The following is a 16,719-nucleotide window of genomic DNA, read 5'->3' on the forward strand; positions in this document are numbered from 1 at the left end:
TCCGCCTCCCTGGACGCCGGCACCGGCCACGGCCGGATCCACAACGCACTTCAGAACAACGAAGGCGCCACCGCCGGCCTGAGCATCCACGCGACCACCACCTACGGCGACATCACCGCCCGCAGCCTCTGAATCGCAGCTCTGACCCGCAGCCCGACGAGAACCACTCATGACCGAGACCGAAACCGACAGGGGACACAGAGAATGAGCACCACTCAGGACTACCAGGCCGCAGAGCAACTCTTCCGCCGCCCCGTTCGCCCCGGCGAACTCGTCGTCGGCGACAAGGTCAGACCGCAGTGGATCGACGGCGGTGCCCGCTTCTGGTACGCCGTCAGCACGAGCGTCGGCCGCCGGTTCGTCCTGGTCGACCCCGCGGCCGGCACCCGCGAGCCGGCCTTCGACCACACGCGGCTCGCCGACGCCCTGGCCGCCGCCTCCGGGCAATCGGTCGACCCCGACGCCCTGCCGTTCACGGCCATCGAACTGGCGGGCGACACAGTGGAGTTCGCAGCGCTCGGTGCGTACTGGCGCTGCCGCCTGGACGACTACGCCTGCGAACCCGCCGAGTTCACACCGCCCGGCAACCCCCTGGAAGTGCCCTCACCCGACAGGAAGTTCGCGGTGTCCCGACGAGGGCACGACCTGTGGGCCCGCTCGCTGTCCGACGGCCGCGAGTGGGCGTTGACCACCGACGGCGCGCCCGACCACCAGTACGGCCCCGGCCCGGAGGCCACGGCCAACGGCACCCTGCTGCGCAAGATCGGTCTGCCGTACCTGCCGCCCGCGGTGGCCTGGTCGCCCGACTCGACGAAGGTGCTGGCGCACCGGACCGACGAGCGTGAAGTCCGACAGACCCACCTGGTGCAGGCCAGGCCCGCCGACGGCGGCGCGCCCCTCCTGCACACCCAGCGGTACGCCTACGCGGGCGACGAGCACCTGCCGCTGGCCGAACTGGTCGTACTGGACGTCGTCGAGGGCACGGTGGTCCGCGCACAGGCCGAGCCGCTGCTCATGCCGCAGTTGTCGCCGATCACGGCCAAGTGGGCGTGGTGGGCCCCGGACGGCTCGGCGGTGTACTACCTCGACCGACCGCGCGACCAGCGCACGCTCACCCTCCACCGGATGGACCCGACCACCGGCGAGGTCACCAAGGTGCTCGGCGAGACCGGCTCCACCCGGGTGGAGCCCAACCAGTGGATGTACGAACCGCCGATCGTACGGATACTCGCCGACGAGGTGCTGTGGTACTCGCAGCGGGACGGCTGGGGTCACCTGTACCGCTACGACCTGAGCACCGGCGAACTGCTCGGGCAGGTCACCTCCGGCGCATGGGCGGTGCGGCAGATCCTGCGCGTCGACGAGGCCGAGCGGGTGGTGTACTTCACCGCCTCCGGTCTGGTCGACGAGGATCCGTACCGGCGCACGGTGTGCCGGGTCGCCCTCGACGGCTCCGGCTTCGCCAGGGTCACGGACGACGCACTGGATCACGTCGTCACCATGCCGGACCACCAGGAGTACTTCATCGACTCCGCGTCCACCGTCGACACCCCGCCCGTGACCCGAGTCCGGGACTGGACCGGGCGCGTGCCGGTCGAACTGGAGCACGCCGACATCGGCAAGCTCACCGCCACCGGCTGGACGGCGCCGGAACGCTTCCGCGTCAAGGCGGCCGACGGGGTGACGGACCTTTACGGAGTGCTGTACCGACCCCGCGGGTTCGACCCCGCCCGACGCTACCCGGTGGTGGACAACGTCTACCCCGGCCCGCAGCTCGACCGGGTGGCCCCTTCCTTCGACCCCGGCGGGACGGGACTGGACGCGGAACCCCTCGCGGCACTCGGCTTCGTGGTGGTGGCACTGGACGGGCGGGGCACCCCGGGGCGGAGCAAGTCCTTCCACGACGCCTCGTACGGCCGGTTGGCCGACGCCGGCTGCCTCGCCGACCACGTCGCGGCGCTGCGGCAACTGGCCCGGACACGCCCGTGGATGGACCTGGACCGGGTCGGCGTGATGGGCCACTCCGGAGGCGGGTTCGCCGCCGCGCGAGCCGTGCTGGACTTCCCCGAGGTGTTCAAGGTCGGGGTGGCGCTATCCGGTTCCCACGACGCCCCCCACTTCAACCCGGGCTTCGTGGAGACCTACGACGGCGCGGACAATGCCGAGGCCTGGGCCCGTACCTCCAACGTGGACATCGCGGACCGGCTCGCCGGCAAACTCCTCCTCGTCCACGGCGAATTGGACGACCAGGTCCACCCGCACCACACGCTGCGCCTGGCCGACCGGCTCATCGCCGCCGACAAGGACTTCGAGCTGCTCATCGTGCCGGGCGCCGAGCACACGTTCATCGACTGCCTGACCTACGTCCGCAAGCGCTCCTGGGACTTCCTCGTGCGTGAGCTGATGGGTACGCAGCCGCCCGCCTACCGCCCGGCCCCCATCCCCCTCGGTCCCGAGCTGCTCGGCGAACTGTTCGCCTGAGTGGAAGGCGGGACGCCTGGCAGGCATCTCCGAGGGAGCGCGCGACCCGCCAAACCCGGACCCCGTCTGGCGGAATGGCGGGTGGAACGGCTCCGGGTGTTCGTTCGATGATGCCTCGGGAGGCGCGGCGCCCGCGCCGACCTCGGTACCGATCACCGACCTCGGTACCGATCACCGACCTCGGTACCGATCACCGCTGCCGCGATCACAGGAGGAACACGTGGCTCAGCTGCTGAGAGTTCAGAACTTCAACGTCTCGATCGACGGAATCGGCGCCGGCGAGGACCAGACCCTTGAACGCCCCTTCGGCCATGTCGAGCCCGAGAAACTGTTCGCCTGGGCCGGCGCCACGGCGAGCTGGCCCATGCGTACCGCCCCCGGGGGGAGCCGGGGCCTGGACGACTACCTCACCCGGGACTACCCCCGAAACATCGGCGCCGAAATCATGGGACGCAACAAGTTCGGGCCCCAGCGGGGGCCCTGGCAGGACCATGACTGGCAGGGCTGGTGGGGCGACGAGCCCCCCTTCCGCACCCCCGTGTTCGTCATGACCCACCACAGGCGTCCTTCGTTCAGCCTCTCCGACACCACGTTCCACTTCGTCGACGACGACCCGGCCACGGTCCTCCAACGGGCGCGGGAAGCGGCGCGGGGCAAGGACGTCCGGCTCGGTGGGGGAGCGACCACCATCCGGGAGTTCCTCGACGCCGACCTCGTCGACACCCTGCACGTGGCGGTCTCGCCGGTGAGGCTCGGTTCCGGGGTGCGACTGTGGGAGTCGCCCGATGAACTGCTCGACCGGTTCCACCTGGACGTCGTTCCCAGCCCGAGCGGAGTGACACACCACCTGTTTTGGCGGAAGTGACCGATTCCGGCAGCACGAGCCCCACCCGTTCCGGTGGTTCCTGACAGCATCACAGGACGAAGCGAGATCGCCCGCGGTTTCTGGACGGAGGCCCTGACCACCTTCGAACGCGGCGGCGACGGGTGCGTCGCCGGGGCCAACGCGAAGGACCAACCCCGGGCTTCCGCGGGCTTCCGCGAGGTACAGAAGGGCATCCGCCGACCGGCGTCCGCCGTGTCCTTGATCCGAGGTGACCTGAAGGCCGCGTAGCCCCGTTGCCTGACCGACGGCCCCGTCGTCGGTCAGGCAACGGACGCAGGGACCGGACGGTGTGATCAGGAGCCGTCGGGGATCCGGCCGAGCAGGGCCCAGCCGGTGGGGGAGGGGTCACCGCCGTTGAAGGCGTACACGGTGATCGGGCCGTCGGGCTCCTGGACGAGGTAGTCGGCGTGGGTGTCGGCGGTGACGTCGGCGAGTTGGACACGCTCGTGGGCGGTGGTCACGCCGGACGCGGTCTGGCCGGCCCCGTACCAGCCGCCATGCCGGTCGCCTCCGCGATTGAGGTAGGTCGTCAGGCTGCCGTTCGGGTTGACGGTGGAGTAGTCGGCGCGACCGTCTCCGTCGAGGTCGGCCAACCGTACGCGGGCCCGGTCGGGGGTGGTTCCGGTGGCGATCTGCCCCAGGTCGACCCAGCCGCCCGCCCCGGGGGTGTCACCCCCGCGGTTGAGGTGGACGTTGACGGCTCCGGAGTCCGAGATCCTCCAGTAGTCGGTGCGCCCGTCACCGTCGAAGTCGGCGAAGCGCACCTGCTGGTGCGTGGACGTCGTGCCCCGGGCGATCCTGCCGATGCCCTCCCAACCGTTCGGGCCGTCGATGTCGCCCCCGCGATTGAGGTAGGCGGTGACGGAGCCGTCCGGGGCGACGTACAGGTAGTCGGCGCGCCCGTCGCCGTCATGGTCGGCGAAACGTACGCGGGTGCGGTCCGCGGTGACGCCGGTGGCGACCCGCCCGATGTCCTGCCAGGTTCCGGCGCCCGGTCCGCCCCGGTTGAGGCGGGCCCGGACCTCTCCGGAGTCGGCGACGGTCAGCTCGTCGGTCCGTCCGTCGCCGTCGAAGTCGGCCCAGCGGACGCGTCCGGTACCACCCGACTCGGTGCCGGCCCGCAGGGCCGGAGCGGATCGGGTCCAGCCGTCGGTGACGGCCTGCTCCAGACCCTGCCGGTAGGCGGCGGCCATCTTGCGGTAGCCGGCGTCGTTGGGGTGGAGGCCGTCGGGCAGCTCGGTCGCAGTGTCCAGGTGCGGCGGCTCGGCGTAGGTCAGGTGCCGGCCGGTGGTGGAGCGGGCGGCGACCGCGGCCCGCACGGCGGCGTTGAAGGCGTTCGTCCGCTCGTACTGGCCACGCGTGTCGGGGAGCAGCCCCTGCACGATGACGGTGACGCCGGGCTTGTTCGCGTGCACGCGGTCGATGAGCGAGACCAGCTCGGCCGCCGCGCCCTCGGGGTCGGCGTTGTGGGAGTTGAGATCGTTGATGCCCAGGTGGAGCAGGACGACGTCGGGGGCGGCAGCCGCCTGCCACCAGTCGATGTTGTCGCGGATCCCGCCGATGGTCCAGCCGCTGTGCCCTTCGTTGTCCGGGTCGGTGGTGTTGCCGAACGAGCCGGAGCCGACGTAGTCGGCGGTGTAGCGGGACTGGCCGGTCATCAGCTCCCACAGCCGGGAACGGTATCCGGCCCCGTCGGAGCTGCCCGCGCCGGCCGTAATGGAGTCGCCCAACGGCATGATCCTCACGAGCGGAGCGGCCGGCTGCGGGGCCGCGGCGGCCGGCGTGACACCCGGGCCGAGGGCGGCCGTGGCACCTGCGGTCAGGGCCAGGGCAAGGGAGGTACTGCGTCGCATCGTCGTGGTGTCCTTCAGAGGTGAGGGCGGCCCACGACACAGGAAGAGAGCCGCGCCGGAAGGGGAGGGGCGGGGCACGACGGACGCCGCCTCCGGTCTTCCCCTGAGGGAGGACCGGAGGCGGTGGGTCACGCCGAGCCCCTGCGGCACGTCCACCCGGTCAGGGTGGGTGCCCCTGGGTCAGGAGCCGCTGGCGACCTTGCCGAGGTCCGTCCAACCGTTGCCCTTGTCGCCGCCGTTCCAGGCGAAGACGGACGCGCTGTTGCCGGCGCCGGCGAGCACGTAGTCGGCGTGGGTGTCGGCGTTGAAGTCCACGAACTGGACCCGGGTGTGATCGGTGGTCAGGCCGATCGCTATCTGACCGACGACCTGCCAGCCGGTGTTCGGGACGACGTCGCCGCCCCGGTTGAGAAAGAGGTCGACCTTGCCGTCGGGCTTGACGGCGAAGTAGTCGGCCCTGCCGTCACCGTCGCTGTCGGCGAACCGGACCCGGTTGCGGTCGCTGGTGGCGCCCGTGGTGATCTGGCCGAGGACCTGCCAGCCGTTGTCCGGGACCACGTCACCACCCCGGTTGAGGTAGGCGGTGACGGCGCCGCCGTCGTTGAAGACGAGGTAATCGGTGCGTCCGTCGCCGTCCCAGTCCGCGAAGCGGACCTTGCTCGCGTCGTTGGTGACGCCCCGGGCGATCCTGCCGGTGGCGCTCCAGCCGCCACGGCCGTCGCCGCCCCGGTTGAGGTGGACCTCCACGGATCCATCGGTGTTGATGACGATGTAGTCGGCCTTGCCGTCGCCGTCCCAGTCCGCGAAACGGACCCGGTTGTGGTCGGCGGTCACGCCTTCGGCGACCTTGCCCAGACCCTGCCAGCCGCCTCGGCCGTCACCACCCCGGTTGAGGTAGACCTCGACGGCGCCGCCGTCGGCGACGTTGATGTAGTCCGGCTTGCCGTCGCCGTCCCAGTCCGCCCACCGGATCCGGCCGCTGCCGCCCGCCTCGTTGACCGCCGCCGACCGGCGCGGCGCGATGGTCTGGGCGATCCACGACGCCAGGTCGTCGACGCGGGCGGAGACGGCTCCGGTACGGGTCTCGGTCGCGTTGGTGCCGAGGCATCCGCCCTGCCAGGAGCGGCTGTTGACGGCGATCAGCTCGCCGGCGGCGTTGAGGAGCGGGCCGCCGGTGTCGCCCTTGCACAGGGCGTCGGTGCCCTTGCCGGTGATGGCCAGCGTGGTGGCGTCGCTGCCGTTCAGGGTGAAGGTGCCGGTGTGCGGCTTGCCGGGGACCCACTCCGTCTTCGTACGACCGAAGCCGGCCGCGGTGAGGTCGGTACCGGCCTCCGGGGCCTTGGCGGCGACCTTGGCGGTGACCGCGCCCCGTGCAGGCAGTTCCAGCCGGGCGAGGACCAGGTCGCGCTCCGGGCGCGGTGCGAGCTCCGTGACCTTGCGGGTGTCACCATCGGCCAGGGTGACGGTGGCCTTCACCGCGGGCTTGCCGGCCGCGACCGGCAGGCCCGGCGTGCCGGCGAAGCAACTGGCGGCGGTCGCGATCCACCACTCGTCGATCAGGGTCGCGGTGCAGGCACGGCTGTCGGCCTCGTCGCCCACGTTCAACTTGAGTGCGTGGGCGTGCTGCCCGGTGGATGCCTCGGCGCCGGTGACGGCCTGAGCGGGGCCGGCGGAAACGAGACCCGTGGTGAGCGCCGTCGCGGTGACGAGCAGGCTGGTCATCCGCGCGGGACGCGGGCGCGTTGTGGACATGAGGAAGCTTCCTTAAGGGGGCCGGGAGTCGAGGAATCTGGTACGAACGAACGTGGTGACCAAGGAGCCCCGCTCGCTCCGGGACGCGGGTCCTGATGCGAGCGGGGCCGACCGGATGGTGGATCCGGGCTGTGGGTCAGCCGTTCCAGGTGGGGGTCATCGCGAGGTGGCCGGGCGCCGCGGGCAGGCCCTGGAGGGCCACCTGCGCGGGGGAGTCCCAGGTGCGGTCGGTGTGGCGGGTGGTGTGCAGGACCTTGCCGTCGGCGGTGGTCACGGCAACCTGGACCTCGCCGTTGACGGCGGCCGTGGAGACGGACTTCGCGGTCACGGTGCCGAGGATGTCCTTCAGCTCACCGAAGGGGGCCCAGGTGCCGTTGAAGTTGCGGATGGTGTGGTACTGGCGGGTGCCGTTGTCGGTGGCGATGACGAAGTGGGCCTCGTCGCCGCTGCCGGTGGCGCTGATCGCGGTGATGGGGCCGGTGTTGCCGGCGGCCTGGGCGACGTTGCCCCAGCCCAGCCAGTTGCCGTTGGCCTGGCGGATGGAGTGGTGGGCCTTGCCGCCGGAGACGATGGCGACCTGGAGCTCACCGCGGACGCTCGCGGTGGCCGCGGCCGTCACGTTGCCGACGGAACCGCTGGAGATGTCCTTGAACCTCGACCACTGGCCGGCCGCGTTGCGGACGGTGTGGAAGGCCTTGCCGTCGGCGACGGCGATGACGTGGAGGTCCCAGCCGATGTTCGTGGCGGAGACCTGGGTGAGGTTGCCGAGGGTGGCGGCCTGGGAGAAGACGTCACCGAAGGTTCCCCAGGTGCCGTCCTGCTTGCGGACGGTGTGGAAGAGTCCGCCGCTGTTGCTGATGGCGACGACGTGGGTGTCGCCGTTCATGCCGACGGCTGCGGAGGACCTGATTCCACCGAGGCTGCCGGCCTTGGCCTGGACGTCGGTGAAGTCGGTCCAGGAACCGTCGGGCATCCGGACACCCTGGTAGAGGCTGCTGCCCGACTGCACCAGGGCCTGGGTCTTCCACCCCAGGGCGCGGGAACGGTACCCGTCGATCCACTCGCGGAGGTCGTCGACGCGGGCGGAGACGGCTCCGGTACGCGTCTCGGTGGGGTTGCCGCCCAGGCAACCACCCTGCCAGGAGCGGCTGTTGACGGCGACGAGTTCGCCGGTGGCGTTGAGCAGGGGGCCGCCGGTGTCGCCCTTGCAGAGGGCGTCGGTGCCCTTGCCGGTGATGGCGAGGGTGGTAGCGTCCGAGGCGGTGACGGTGAAGGCCCCGGTGTGGGGCTTGGCGGGAACCCATTCGGTCTTGGTCCGCCCGAAGCCGGCCGCCGTCACGTCCACGCCCGCCGCGGGGGCGGTGGTGGCGCGCTTGACACCGGTGAGACCGGTGGCCGGGGTGGCCAGGCGGGCGAGGACCACGTCGCGGTCCGCGCGCGGAGCGATCTCGGCGACCTCGATGGTCTTCTCGTCGCTCAACGTCGCGGTGGTCTTCAGGGCGGGCTTGCCGGCGGGGACGGCCGCACCGGGGGTGGTGGCGAAGCAGCTCGCGGCGGTCAGCACCCAGGAGGAGTCGACCAAAGTGCCGGTGCAGGCGCGGCTGTTCGCCTCGTCGCCGATGTTCAGCTTGACGACGGAGAGCTGCCGGCCGGACGTCGCCTCCGGGCCGGTCACTGCTTGGGCGGTACCGGCGTTGACCAGACCGGCGGTGAGCGCCGTCGTGGTCACGAGGAGACCGGTCATCCGTGCCGGGCGCGGACGGAGAACAGACATGTGGAGCATCCTTTGGGCCGGGATTCGGTGCGCGGGCGCGCGTGAACGGAGCGAATGCGGGGCGGCCGTGAGCCGGTGGCGCGCGGCGCGGTCGGGGTGGAGCGGATGGGGGCTGTCGTCGCATCACCGTTCCCGAGCCCCCAGCCGGGGCGGTGTCACGGGGTGCGGCCCCAAGACGCGGGGGCCTGGTCGGTCAGGCCCCCGCGCAGGGGTGGTGCGTTCAGACCCGTCGGCCGCGCGGGCCGCCCGCCGGCGGGGCAGGGAGGGGTCGGACGCGCTTCCAGCTGAAGGTCAGACTCGGCTCCACTTGGCGTTGGCGCCGTTGCCGCAGGCCCACAGGCCGACGGCGGAGCCATCGGCGGTCGCCTCGCTGAAGACGTTCACGCACTGGTCGGGCTTCACGGCGCTGGCGATCGTGCTTCCGTCGTAGTTCCACTTCTGCTCGGCGCGACCGTCGCAGGTCACGGCCTTGAGCCGGGAGGTCTGCGGGGCACCGGTCTCGGCGGTCAGGCACAGGTTGCCGTCGAGGCGCATTTCCTTGGCGGGGGTGTAGTCCCACTGCTGGTTCGATCCGCCCCAGCAACCGTAGATGGTGGCGTTGGCCCCGTCGAAGTCCAGGCAGCGGTTCGACTGCGCGCCGACCAGGCTGTTGCTGCCCCAGCGCGAGCCGCCGTCCTTCCAACGCACGGTCAGGCTGCCGTTGTTGTCCAGGGTCGCGAACGAACCGTCGCCGCCGTACGTGCCGGTGGCCCACAGGGCTCCGGCGCTGGTGCCCTTCTTGTACAGGGCGAGGTTGCCGTCGGCCTGCATGGACAGGTACGAACCCCAGTCCCAGGTGTACTTGCCCCACACCTCGCGGCTGGTGGCCACGTCGCGGACGAGGACGTTGCCCTGGATGTCCATCATCAGGACGTTCTTGCCGTTGGTCAGCCAGTGACCGGGCATGAGCTTCGCGCCGGAGGTGAGCTTGTCACCGCGGGGGTAGGTGTCGGAGTGCCACAGGTGGCCGCCGATGCCGTGACCGCCGTCCTTGGTGTAGACGACGAGGTTGGCGTCACCCTGCAGTTCAAGGCGGGCGCTCGCGTTGCCGGCGGTGCCGGACGCCCACAGGGCGCCCGCGGCCTCGTCGCCGGTGGAGCCCTTCTTGTACACGACGAAGTTGCCGTCGGGCTGCATCCTGGCGAACGCGCCCGGGTTGCCGCCGGTACCGGACGCCCACAGGGCGCCGCCCTTGTTCTGTCCGCCGGTGCGGTGGTACAGGACCATGTTGCCGTCGTCCTGCATGATCAGCTGGGCGTTCTCGGAGGCCAGGGTCTCGCCCGACCGCAGGGTCTGTCCGCTCTTGACCACGACGGGGCGCTGCCGCGCCGAGTCGAGCCAGCCGGCCAGACCGTCGGTACGGGCCGCGACCGCGTTGGTACGGGTCTCCGTCGGGGCGGTACCGAGGCAGCCGCCCTGCCAGGACCTGCTGCCCACGCCGACGATCTCCCCGGCCGTGTTGAGCAGCGGGGCGCCGGTGTCTCCCTTGCACAGGGCGTCGGCGGCGGTCTTGCCGACGACGTCGAACGCGCCGGCGCTCGTGCCGGTCACGCTGAAGTTGGCCTGGTGGAGCCCGTCGGGCACCCACTCGGTCTTCGTGCGTCCGTAGCCGGGAGCGATGAGTTGGGCGCCTTGGACCGGGGCGGCCGTGGCGAAGTTCGCGGGGGTGATGCCGGTGACCGAACGCTCCAGCCGGGCCAGGACCAGGTCCCGGTCGTCGCGGGTGACGAGATCGATGACCTTGAGGGTCTGCCCGTTGCTCAGGGTGGCGGTGGCGGGCTGCTGCGGCTGCCCGGACGGGACGGTCTGTCCCGGGGTGCCGGCGAAGCAACTGGCGGCGGCGGCCAGCCACTGGTCATCGACCAGAGCGGCGGTGCACGCCCGGGCAGTGGCCTCGGAACCGATGCTCAGCCGGGCGGCGAACGCGTACTTGCCGGCAGTGGCGGGGGTCCCCACCACGGCTTCGGCGGTACCGGCGGACAGCAGGGAAGCGGCGATGCCTGCCGTCATGCAGGCAGCCAACCACTTGGGTCTCGGACGGACGAAGGACATGCTTCCTCTTCATGTAGGACTCTTCACGCGGGCACGCGGGCACGCGGCCAGGGGCGAAGAGCCAGGGGTGGTTCGAGGGCGTGCGGGCACGGATGTGCGAGCTCCGCCTCATGGTGGGGAGGTGTGAGGTGTGCGTGGATTCGGGGCGTGAGGTGCGGTGCGCCTCATGCGCCGCGGGGGCGGTTTGCCGGCCTGTGTGGGCCGTGGTCCGGGCCGTGGTCCGGGCTGCGGTGCGCCCCGCCGTCGGCGTAAGGGGGTCGACCTTCCGCGCCGTTCCCGCCGACCGAACGACGACTCTCGCGCTCCTCACCTGCACGCGTGCTTCGTAGTCCTTGGACGCGACTGTGCGATGCGGTGCCGTGAGGGGTTCCAGCCGCGAGAGTTTCCGCCCGACCGTGTGGGCGGCTACGTCGTGCCGCTCCGCATGGGTTGTTACTTGGAGGCGGTGAGTGCCACGAGCGCGTGGTCGCGCTTCTCCTTGTCGGCGGTCTTGCCGACACCGACCCACTCGTTCTTCGGCACCTCGAAGGAGACCTGGGTGTTCTCCACCGTCATGTCGACGTGGACCTTGTAGTCGTTGGAGCGGACGGCGTAGACACGCGGCAGTTCGAGGACCAGCGAGCCGCCGTTGCCGGTGACGCGGAAGCAGAAGGGCTTGTTCTGCTCGGTGTGGCTGTACACCTCGATGCGGTTGGGGTCGACATCCGTTCCGCACGCGGTGTAGACGATGTGCCCATCGCCGCTCTTGAGCTTGATGCCGCGGGCCGCGAGAGCCGCGGCGGCCTCCGCCTGCGGGTACTGGAAGTCCTCCACCGCGAACGGGGGGACATCGGCACCGGCGGCCTGGACTCCGGCGCCGCCGGCGCGTCCGTCCACGGCGACCGCGACACCCGCCATCGCGATCACTCCGGCGACGGCACCGGCGAGGAGTACAGCAGGAGAGAGCTTCATCAGCTTCCACTTTCAAGGATCATGCGACGGAGGGCAGACGGGTGCCTGCGGGTCGGCCGTCTGACAGCCAACCAGGTCCCCCGTGCTTCCCCCCTGGTTGCCCTGCAAGCCACGCCTGTCGCACTGCTGTGGTCCGGGACGGCAACGGCATTCCTATCATTTGTCTTTGCAATGACCCAAGTTGGCGGGCTGTGAGCTAATTAACACACCTTCCTGTGAGTCCTTCCAGGGGCTTTCGGTAGGCCATTTTTATCTACAACAACCCTATGAGCATGGGCAGTTGCGGGGCTGGAACGTGCGACTCCGTATTCCCCCCGCTCTCCGGACTGACCTCTTCCGCTTTCCGTGGGCGGGCGTTCCTGCTGCGACCATGACGATGACCAATTGGAATGTCAGGCCGGAAGCCCCGTGCTTCCGGCCTTGTTTGATGAAGTGGGGGATAACGAAGTGTCGGAGAAAGACACGCGTTTCCGAGCGAGACCGGCGTGGGGTGGGGTGCTCGCCCGATCCTCGGTCGTGGGGGCACTGTCCCTCGCGATGGGGGCGGGATTGCTGGGCGGAGTGTCCGCGTCCGCGGCCGAGCCCGCCAAGCCGTTGCCGCCGAACGAGCGTGCCCAGTTGTTCGCGTTGTGGCGCAGCGGTGGCGACGAGACCAAGGCCGGCGCGGAGAAGGTGCTCACGGCTTCCGATGCCGCCGTGCACGACTTCCTCGTGAACCAGGCGCCCGAACTGGTCCTGGTGGACAACCGGGTCAAGGCGCTCCAGCTGATCAACGAGAGCGGACCCTCGGTCCGCAAGGGCCTCAACCAAGCCCTGAGCGGGACCCCCGAGCAGCTCTCCGCCTACCTCGCCTCCGGCTGGGGGCAGTCGCTGATCGAGGATCAGCGCATGGCCGTGCTCCAGGTGATGAACGGTGCGGGCGACTCGGTGCGCGAGGCCGGCACCAAGGCGATCGACAAGGGCACCGTCAGAGCCATGATGGACTTCCTCGCCGAGGGCCAACCGGTGGCCCAGGAGGAGGACGAGCGGATGGAGATCCTGCAGATCTCCGCCTCCGCGGGACCGCTGCTCAAGAAGGCCGCGCAGGCCGCGCTGAGCGGGACCCCCGGCGAGATGCACGAGTTCCTGAAGAACGGGCAGCACCTCGCGCGTGCCCGCGACCAGGAGACCCTCACCGTCACTCAGCTCGCCGACCTGGCGAACAAGGCCAGTGACACCGCCAAGGCCGAGACCGAGGCCGCCAAGGAAGCCGGCGCCAAGGCGGAACAGGCCGCCACGCTGGCCAAGGCCGCGGCGGAGAGGGCCAAGAAGGAGACGGCCGCCGCCAAGGAGTCCTCGCAAGAGGCCGCTCGGAAGTCACGCGAAGCCGCCAACGCCGCCAGTGCCGCGGCCGACGCCGCGCGCACCGCGATCCGCGCGTCCAACACCGCCATCTCCGCGGCGCGCACCGCGGCCAGCGCCGCCTCCTCGGCGGCAGCCGCCGCCTCGGCCGCCGGCAACGCCGCCGCCCGGGCATACGACGCAGCCTCCGCCGCGTCCAGGGACGCCGGTCAGACGAAGGCCGCTCGTGAGGCGGCCGACCAGGCACGCATCGCCGCGGACGGGGCACAGCTCGCCGTGACCTCCGTGTTCAAGGCCATCGAGGCCCTCTCCGGTGCGACCAGCGCCGCGCGCTCGGCGGCCAGCGCGGGCAACAACGCGGCGGCAGCCGCCACGGCAGCCGCCGACGCCAGTGCCCAGAAGGGTCTTGCGGCCGAGGACTCGCGCCGTGCCTCCGAGGCGGCGGCCAGGGCCCGCTACGCCGCCGCGACCGCGAACAACGCGGCCGACGCCGCCGAACGACTCGCCGGCAAGGCCGCCACCGCGGCTCGCGGTGCGCACAAGGCGGCCTCCGACGCGGTCACCCACGCCCGGGCGGCCGCGAAGGCGGCCGACGAGGCAGTGGCCCAGGCAGGCAAGTCCGTCGACTACGCCAACAAGTCCGCGGAGCACGCCCTCGCGGCAGTCGCCGCGGCGAAGACGGCCTCCGACGCCGTGGCCCAGGCCGACAAGGTCTACGAAGCGGCCCGCGCCACCGAGGACGCCCAGCTGGAGGCGCAGAAGGAAGAGTTCGCCCGCGCGGCAGCCGAGATCAAGAAGCAGGAGCAGGAGCAGGTGGCCAAGGCCGCCGACAACCGCGCCGAGGCCGCACGCCGCGACGCGCAGACCACCAAGCTCCTCGCGGACGCGGTGGCCCCGGGCGTGACCCCGGCCAACGCGGTGACCAAGGGCCGCACCGCCGCGCTGCGCCTGGTCACCACCGGTGGCCCGTGGACGCGCCAGGCTGCGGAGGGCGCGCTGACGGGTACCGACGGCGAAGTCCAGGCATGGCTGAAGGCATCGCGGAAGCAGGCCGAGGAACAGGACGACTGGGCCCGCGTCAGCCACATGGCCGACAGCGGCTCGACGCCCCTTCGGCAAGCAGCGAAGACCACCATGCAGGGTTCCTACACGAACGTCACGACGTTCCTGAAGACCGGGCAGTACGACGCGCAGCAGGAGGAGATGCGCGAGCGCGTACTGGAGATCTCCAACGCCGGTGGCGCGCAGGTCAAGAAGGCCGCCACGGCGGCCATCGACGCACGCACCACCGACGCCCTGCGCACCTTCCTGGACACGGGTTGGTTCGCGGCGCGCGAGGAGGACGACCGCGCGACGGCGCTCGAGCTCAAGGCGAGCGGTGGCCCGCAGGTCAAGGCGGCGGCCTTCGTCTCCCTTGAGGGCTCGGCGCGCATGCTGCACGACTTCGTGACGGTCGGCCGTTACCGGGCGGCCCAGCTCGACCAGGACGCGGCGTCCCACGCCGCGAACATCAAGGGCCTGATCGCCGGAGCGGCCAACGCCGCGGCGACCGCCAACCAGAACGCCCAGCAGGCCGTGGAGGCCGCGGCCAAGGCCAAGAACGCCTCCGATGAGGCGATCAAGGCTGCCCAGGAGGCTGTGAAGGCCAAGAACCAGGCCGCCGTCTACGCAGCGGACGCCAAGAAGTCCGCAGAGTCGGCCGACGCTTCGGCCAAGCAGGCCGCCGAATCCGCCAAGCAGGCCCGCAGCGCGGCCCAGCAGGCTCAGAGCGCGGCCAAGCAGGCCGACGCCTCCGCGGCTTCCGCCCGTTACTCGGCCTCCAAGGCCGCCTCGTACGCCGCGGACGCCCAGCAATCCGCCGTAGAGGCCCGCGCATCGGCCTACGCCGCGAACCAGGACGCCACCGCCGCCGCGAAGGCGGCAGTGGACGCCTGGGACATCGCGGTACGGAAGGTCCTTGACGCGTACAAGAGTTGGACGGCACCGAGCGCCGGCGCGATCGACGCGACGGGTTCCGGCGGCCTCCAGCCCGGGGACGGCCAGAGCGATCACCCCAAGTACAACTCCGCGTCGGTGTGGGAGCACATCTTCACGAGCATGAATCCGGTCGGCGTCCTCTTGGGCGGGCATGTCGCCACATGCGCCGCGGGCCCGCTGGCATGCGAGCTCTACGGCTACTGGACCACCCGACCGGACAGTCCCTACAACCTCTCCCCGGGCCAGATGGACAAGTTCCTCGCCGACAAGTCCTGGACGAAGGCCAGCCGGGACGACATCACCACGGCCTTGGCGCGGATGAGCTCGACCTGCCAAGGGCCAGTGGGCACGACCTGCCGCGTCAACCTGGACACCCGCTGGAGGACCGGTGAAGTGGACCCAGACGACTATGACCTCACTTTCGCTCTTCGCGGGTACAACTATCGCCAGAGTGGCACCGTCACGCTGACGGTTCTCGACAGCGGCCGTGTAAGAGTCAAGGGCGACACCCGCGTCGACCTCTTCAAGAACTACAACTTCGACTACGAGGACAAGGCCCTGGGAGTATTCCCTCTGGCCGTCTTTGCCGAAATGCACAGGTACGGCTACGCCCGCGACTATGAGGTCCACGGCAGCAAGACCGTGCCGATCGACGTGACGTTTCCCTAGTTCAGATTGGTCTGCGGCGTAGTCGAATGTCTCATGGAGGGGTCTATGCGGAAGTCGGGAAACCTGAGGAGTGCCTTTGAAAGGCGCTCCAGGAAAGCCAAGTTCGCAGTCGCTTCCTGCGTTCTTTCCATAGCTCTTGTCACGGGCTGTGGAGCGGAGGACAGGGATGACGTTCTGAAGGGCTTCGCACTGGAACTTCCACCCTGTCCGACCGAGAATTTGACGTTCTCCGGGCAGACGTCTGCGCCGGGCATTGAGCTGGCGATGAGTTTCACGGCTTCCACGAGCTGTGTGGAGCAGTACCTCAAGGATCATCACGTCGATCTATCACATCCGCTCTACTGGCCTGCTTCCGGATGGACCAGCATCGGAAACCACACGTTCCCACCCACGGAACCGCCTTTTAAAGCAGAACACATGAAGCAGTTCAAGATCGATCTGGACGCGAACAAGAAGTACAAGAGGTACATCGGGTTCCTTACGTCCAAAGACGCTGAATTCAGTGTGTTGCTGGATCCCGAGGGAAGTAATACCTCCCTCTACATGGAATCAAGGTCGACGGGCCGAGTCAGGATGGGCGGCTGACGTCGGCCGTCACGCCTGCTCGAAACTCCGGCTGACCGCCGGAGAGGGCCGGGTGGAGTGGCTTTGGTGTCGCGAACCCCGAAAGAAAGACCCGGCCGGACGGCTCGGACCGAGTCCCGACCTGATCGCATGAAGCATCGGGCCCACCCTGAACCAGGGTGGGCCCGATCTGCGTGTGCCGTGCCGTACCCGATCGCGCTTCGCCCGGTCGCTCGCCCGCCGATCGTGCGGCCGACCGGGATCGGCGAGACGGAACCTCACCGCCGATCGAGCACCGGCACGGACCCGGCACGGACCCGGGGTGGGCCTCAGTCGGGACCCCACCCGGGACCCCTCACCCGAGGCCCACACCCGAGGCC

At 70.4% G+C, this 16,719-nt stretch carries 10 protein-coding genes; 5 read left to right on the plus strand and 5 right to left on the minus strand.

Going from position 1 to position 16,719, the window contains the following annotated elements; translation table 11 throughout:
• Positions 1–204 precede the first annotated feature (204 nt).
• The 3 genes from ADK55_RS01790 to ADK55_RS01800 all read left to right on the plus strand — a co-directional run bounded on the left by ADK55_RS01790 (position 205) and on the right by ADK55_RS01800 (position 3,595).
• Positions 205–2,481, plus strand: coding sequence for a S9 family peptidase (locus ADK55_RS01790; protein WP_053675278.1), 2,277 nt, complete (start codon positions 205–207; stop codon positions 2,479–2,481).
• A gap of 220 nt (positions 2,482–2,701) precedes the next feature.
• Positions 2,702–3,346, plus strand: a complete 645-nt coding sequence (locus ADK55_RS01795) for a dihydrofolate reductase family protein (RefSeq protein WP_053675281.1) — start codon at positions 2,702–2,704, stop codon at positions 3,344–3,346.
• Between the two features lie 33 nt (positions 3,347–3,379).
• Complete coding sequence (locus ADK55_RS01800; RefSeq protein ID WP_053675283.1) at positions 3,380–3,595, plus strand: hypothetical protein; 216 nt, start codon at positions 3,380–3,382, stop codon at positions 3,593–3,595.
• A 65-nt stretch (positions 3,596–3,660) separates the two neighbouring features.
• Here ADK55_RS01800 and ADK55_RS01805 read toward each other — a convergent pair whose 3' ends face one another.
• The 5 genes from ADK55_RS01805 to ADK55_RS01825 form a co-directional block, all read right to left on the minus strand.
• On the minus strand, positions 3,661–5,220 hold the full coding sequence (locus tag ADK55_RS01805; protein WP_053675285.1) for an FG-GAP-like repeat-containing protein: 1,560 nt from the start codon (positions 5,218–5,220) through the stop codon (positions 3,661–3,663).
• Between the two features lie 180 nt (positions 5,221–5,400).
• On the minus strand, positions 5,401–6,972 hold the full coding sequence (locus ADK55_RS39000) for an FG-GAP-like repeat-containing protein (RefSeq protein WP_053675287.1): 1,572 nt from the start codon (positions 6,970–6,972) through the stop codon (positions 5,401–5,403).
• Between the two features lie 136 nt (positions 6,973–7,108).
• Positions 7,109–8,746, minus strand: coding sequence for a trypsin-like serine protease (locus ADK55_RS01815; protein WP_053675289.1), 1,638 nt, complete (start codon positions 8,744–8,746; stop codon positions 7,109–7,111).
• A gap of 291 nt (positions 8,747–9,037) precedes the next feature.
• On the minus strand, positions 9,038–10,795 hold the full coding sequence (locus ADK55_RS01820; protein WP_053675291.1) for a ricin-type beta-trefoil lectin domain protein: 1,758 nt from the start codon (positions 10,793–10,795) through the stop codon (positions 9,038–9,040).
• Between the two features lie 474 nt (positions 10,796–11,269).
• A complete protein-coding gene (locus ADK55_RS01825) occupies positions 11,270–11,788 on the minus strand; it encodes a hypothetical protein (RefSeq protein ID WP_053675293.1) in 519 nt (172 codons plus the stop codon).
• A gap of 516 nt (positions 11,789–12,304) precedes the next feature.
• Between ADK55_RS01825 and ADK55_RS40375 the strand changes: the two genes are divergently transcribed.
• A complete protein-coding gene (locus ADK55_RS40375) occupies positions 12,305–15,775 on the plus strand; it encodes an ALF repeat-containing protein (RefSeq protein WP_159041248.1) in 3,471 nt (1,156 codons plus the stop codon).
• A gap of 45 nt (positions 15,776–15,820) precedes the next feature.
• Positions 15,821–16,360 carry a hypothetical protein gene (locus ADK55_RS38265; RefSeq protein ID WP_159041249.1) on the plus strand — a complete coding sequence of 180 codons (540 nt, stop codon included), beginning with the start codon at positions 15,821–15,823 and terminating at the stop codon, positions 16,358–16,360.
• Positions 16,361–16,719: the final 359 nt, after the last annotated feature.

The organism is Streptomyces sp. WM4235 (assembly GCF_001279725.1).
In the GTDB taxonomy this organism is placed as follows: Bacteria; Actinomycetota; Actinomycetes; order Streptomycetales; family Streptomycetaceae; genus Streptomyces.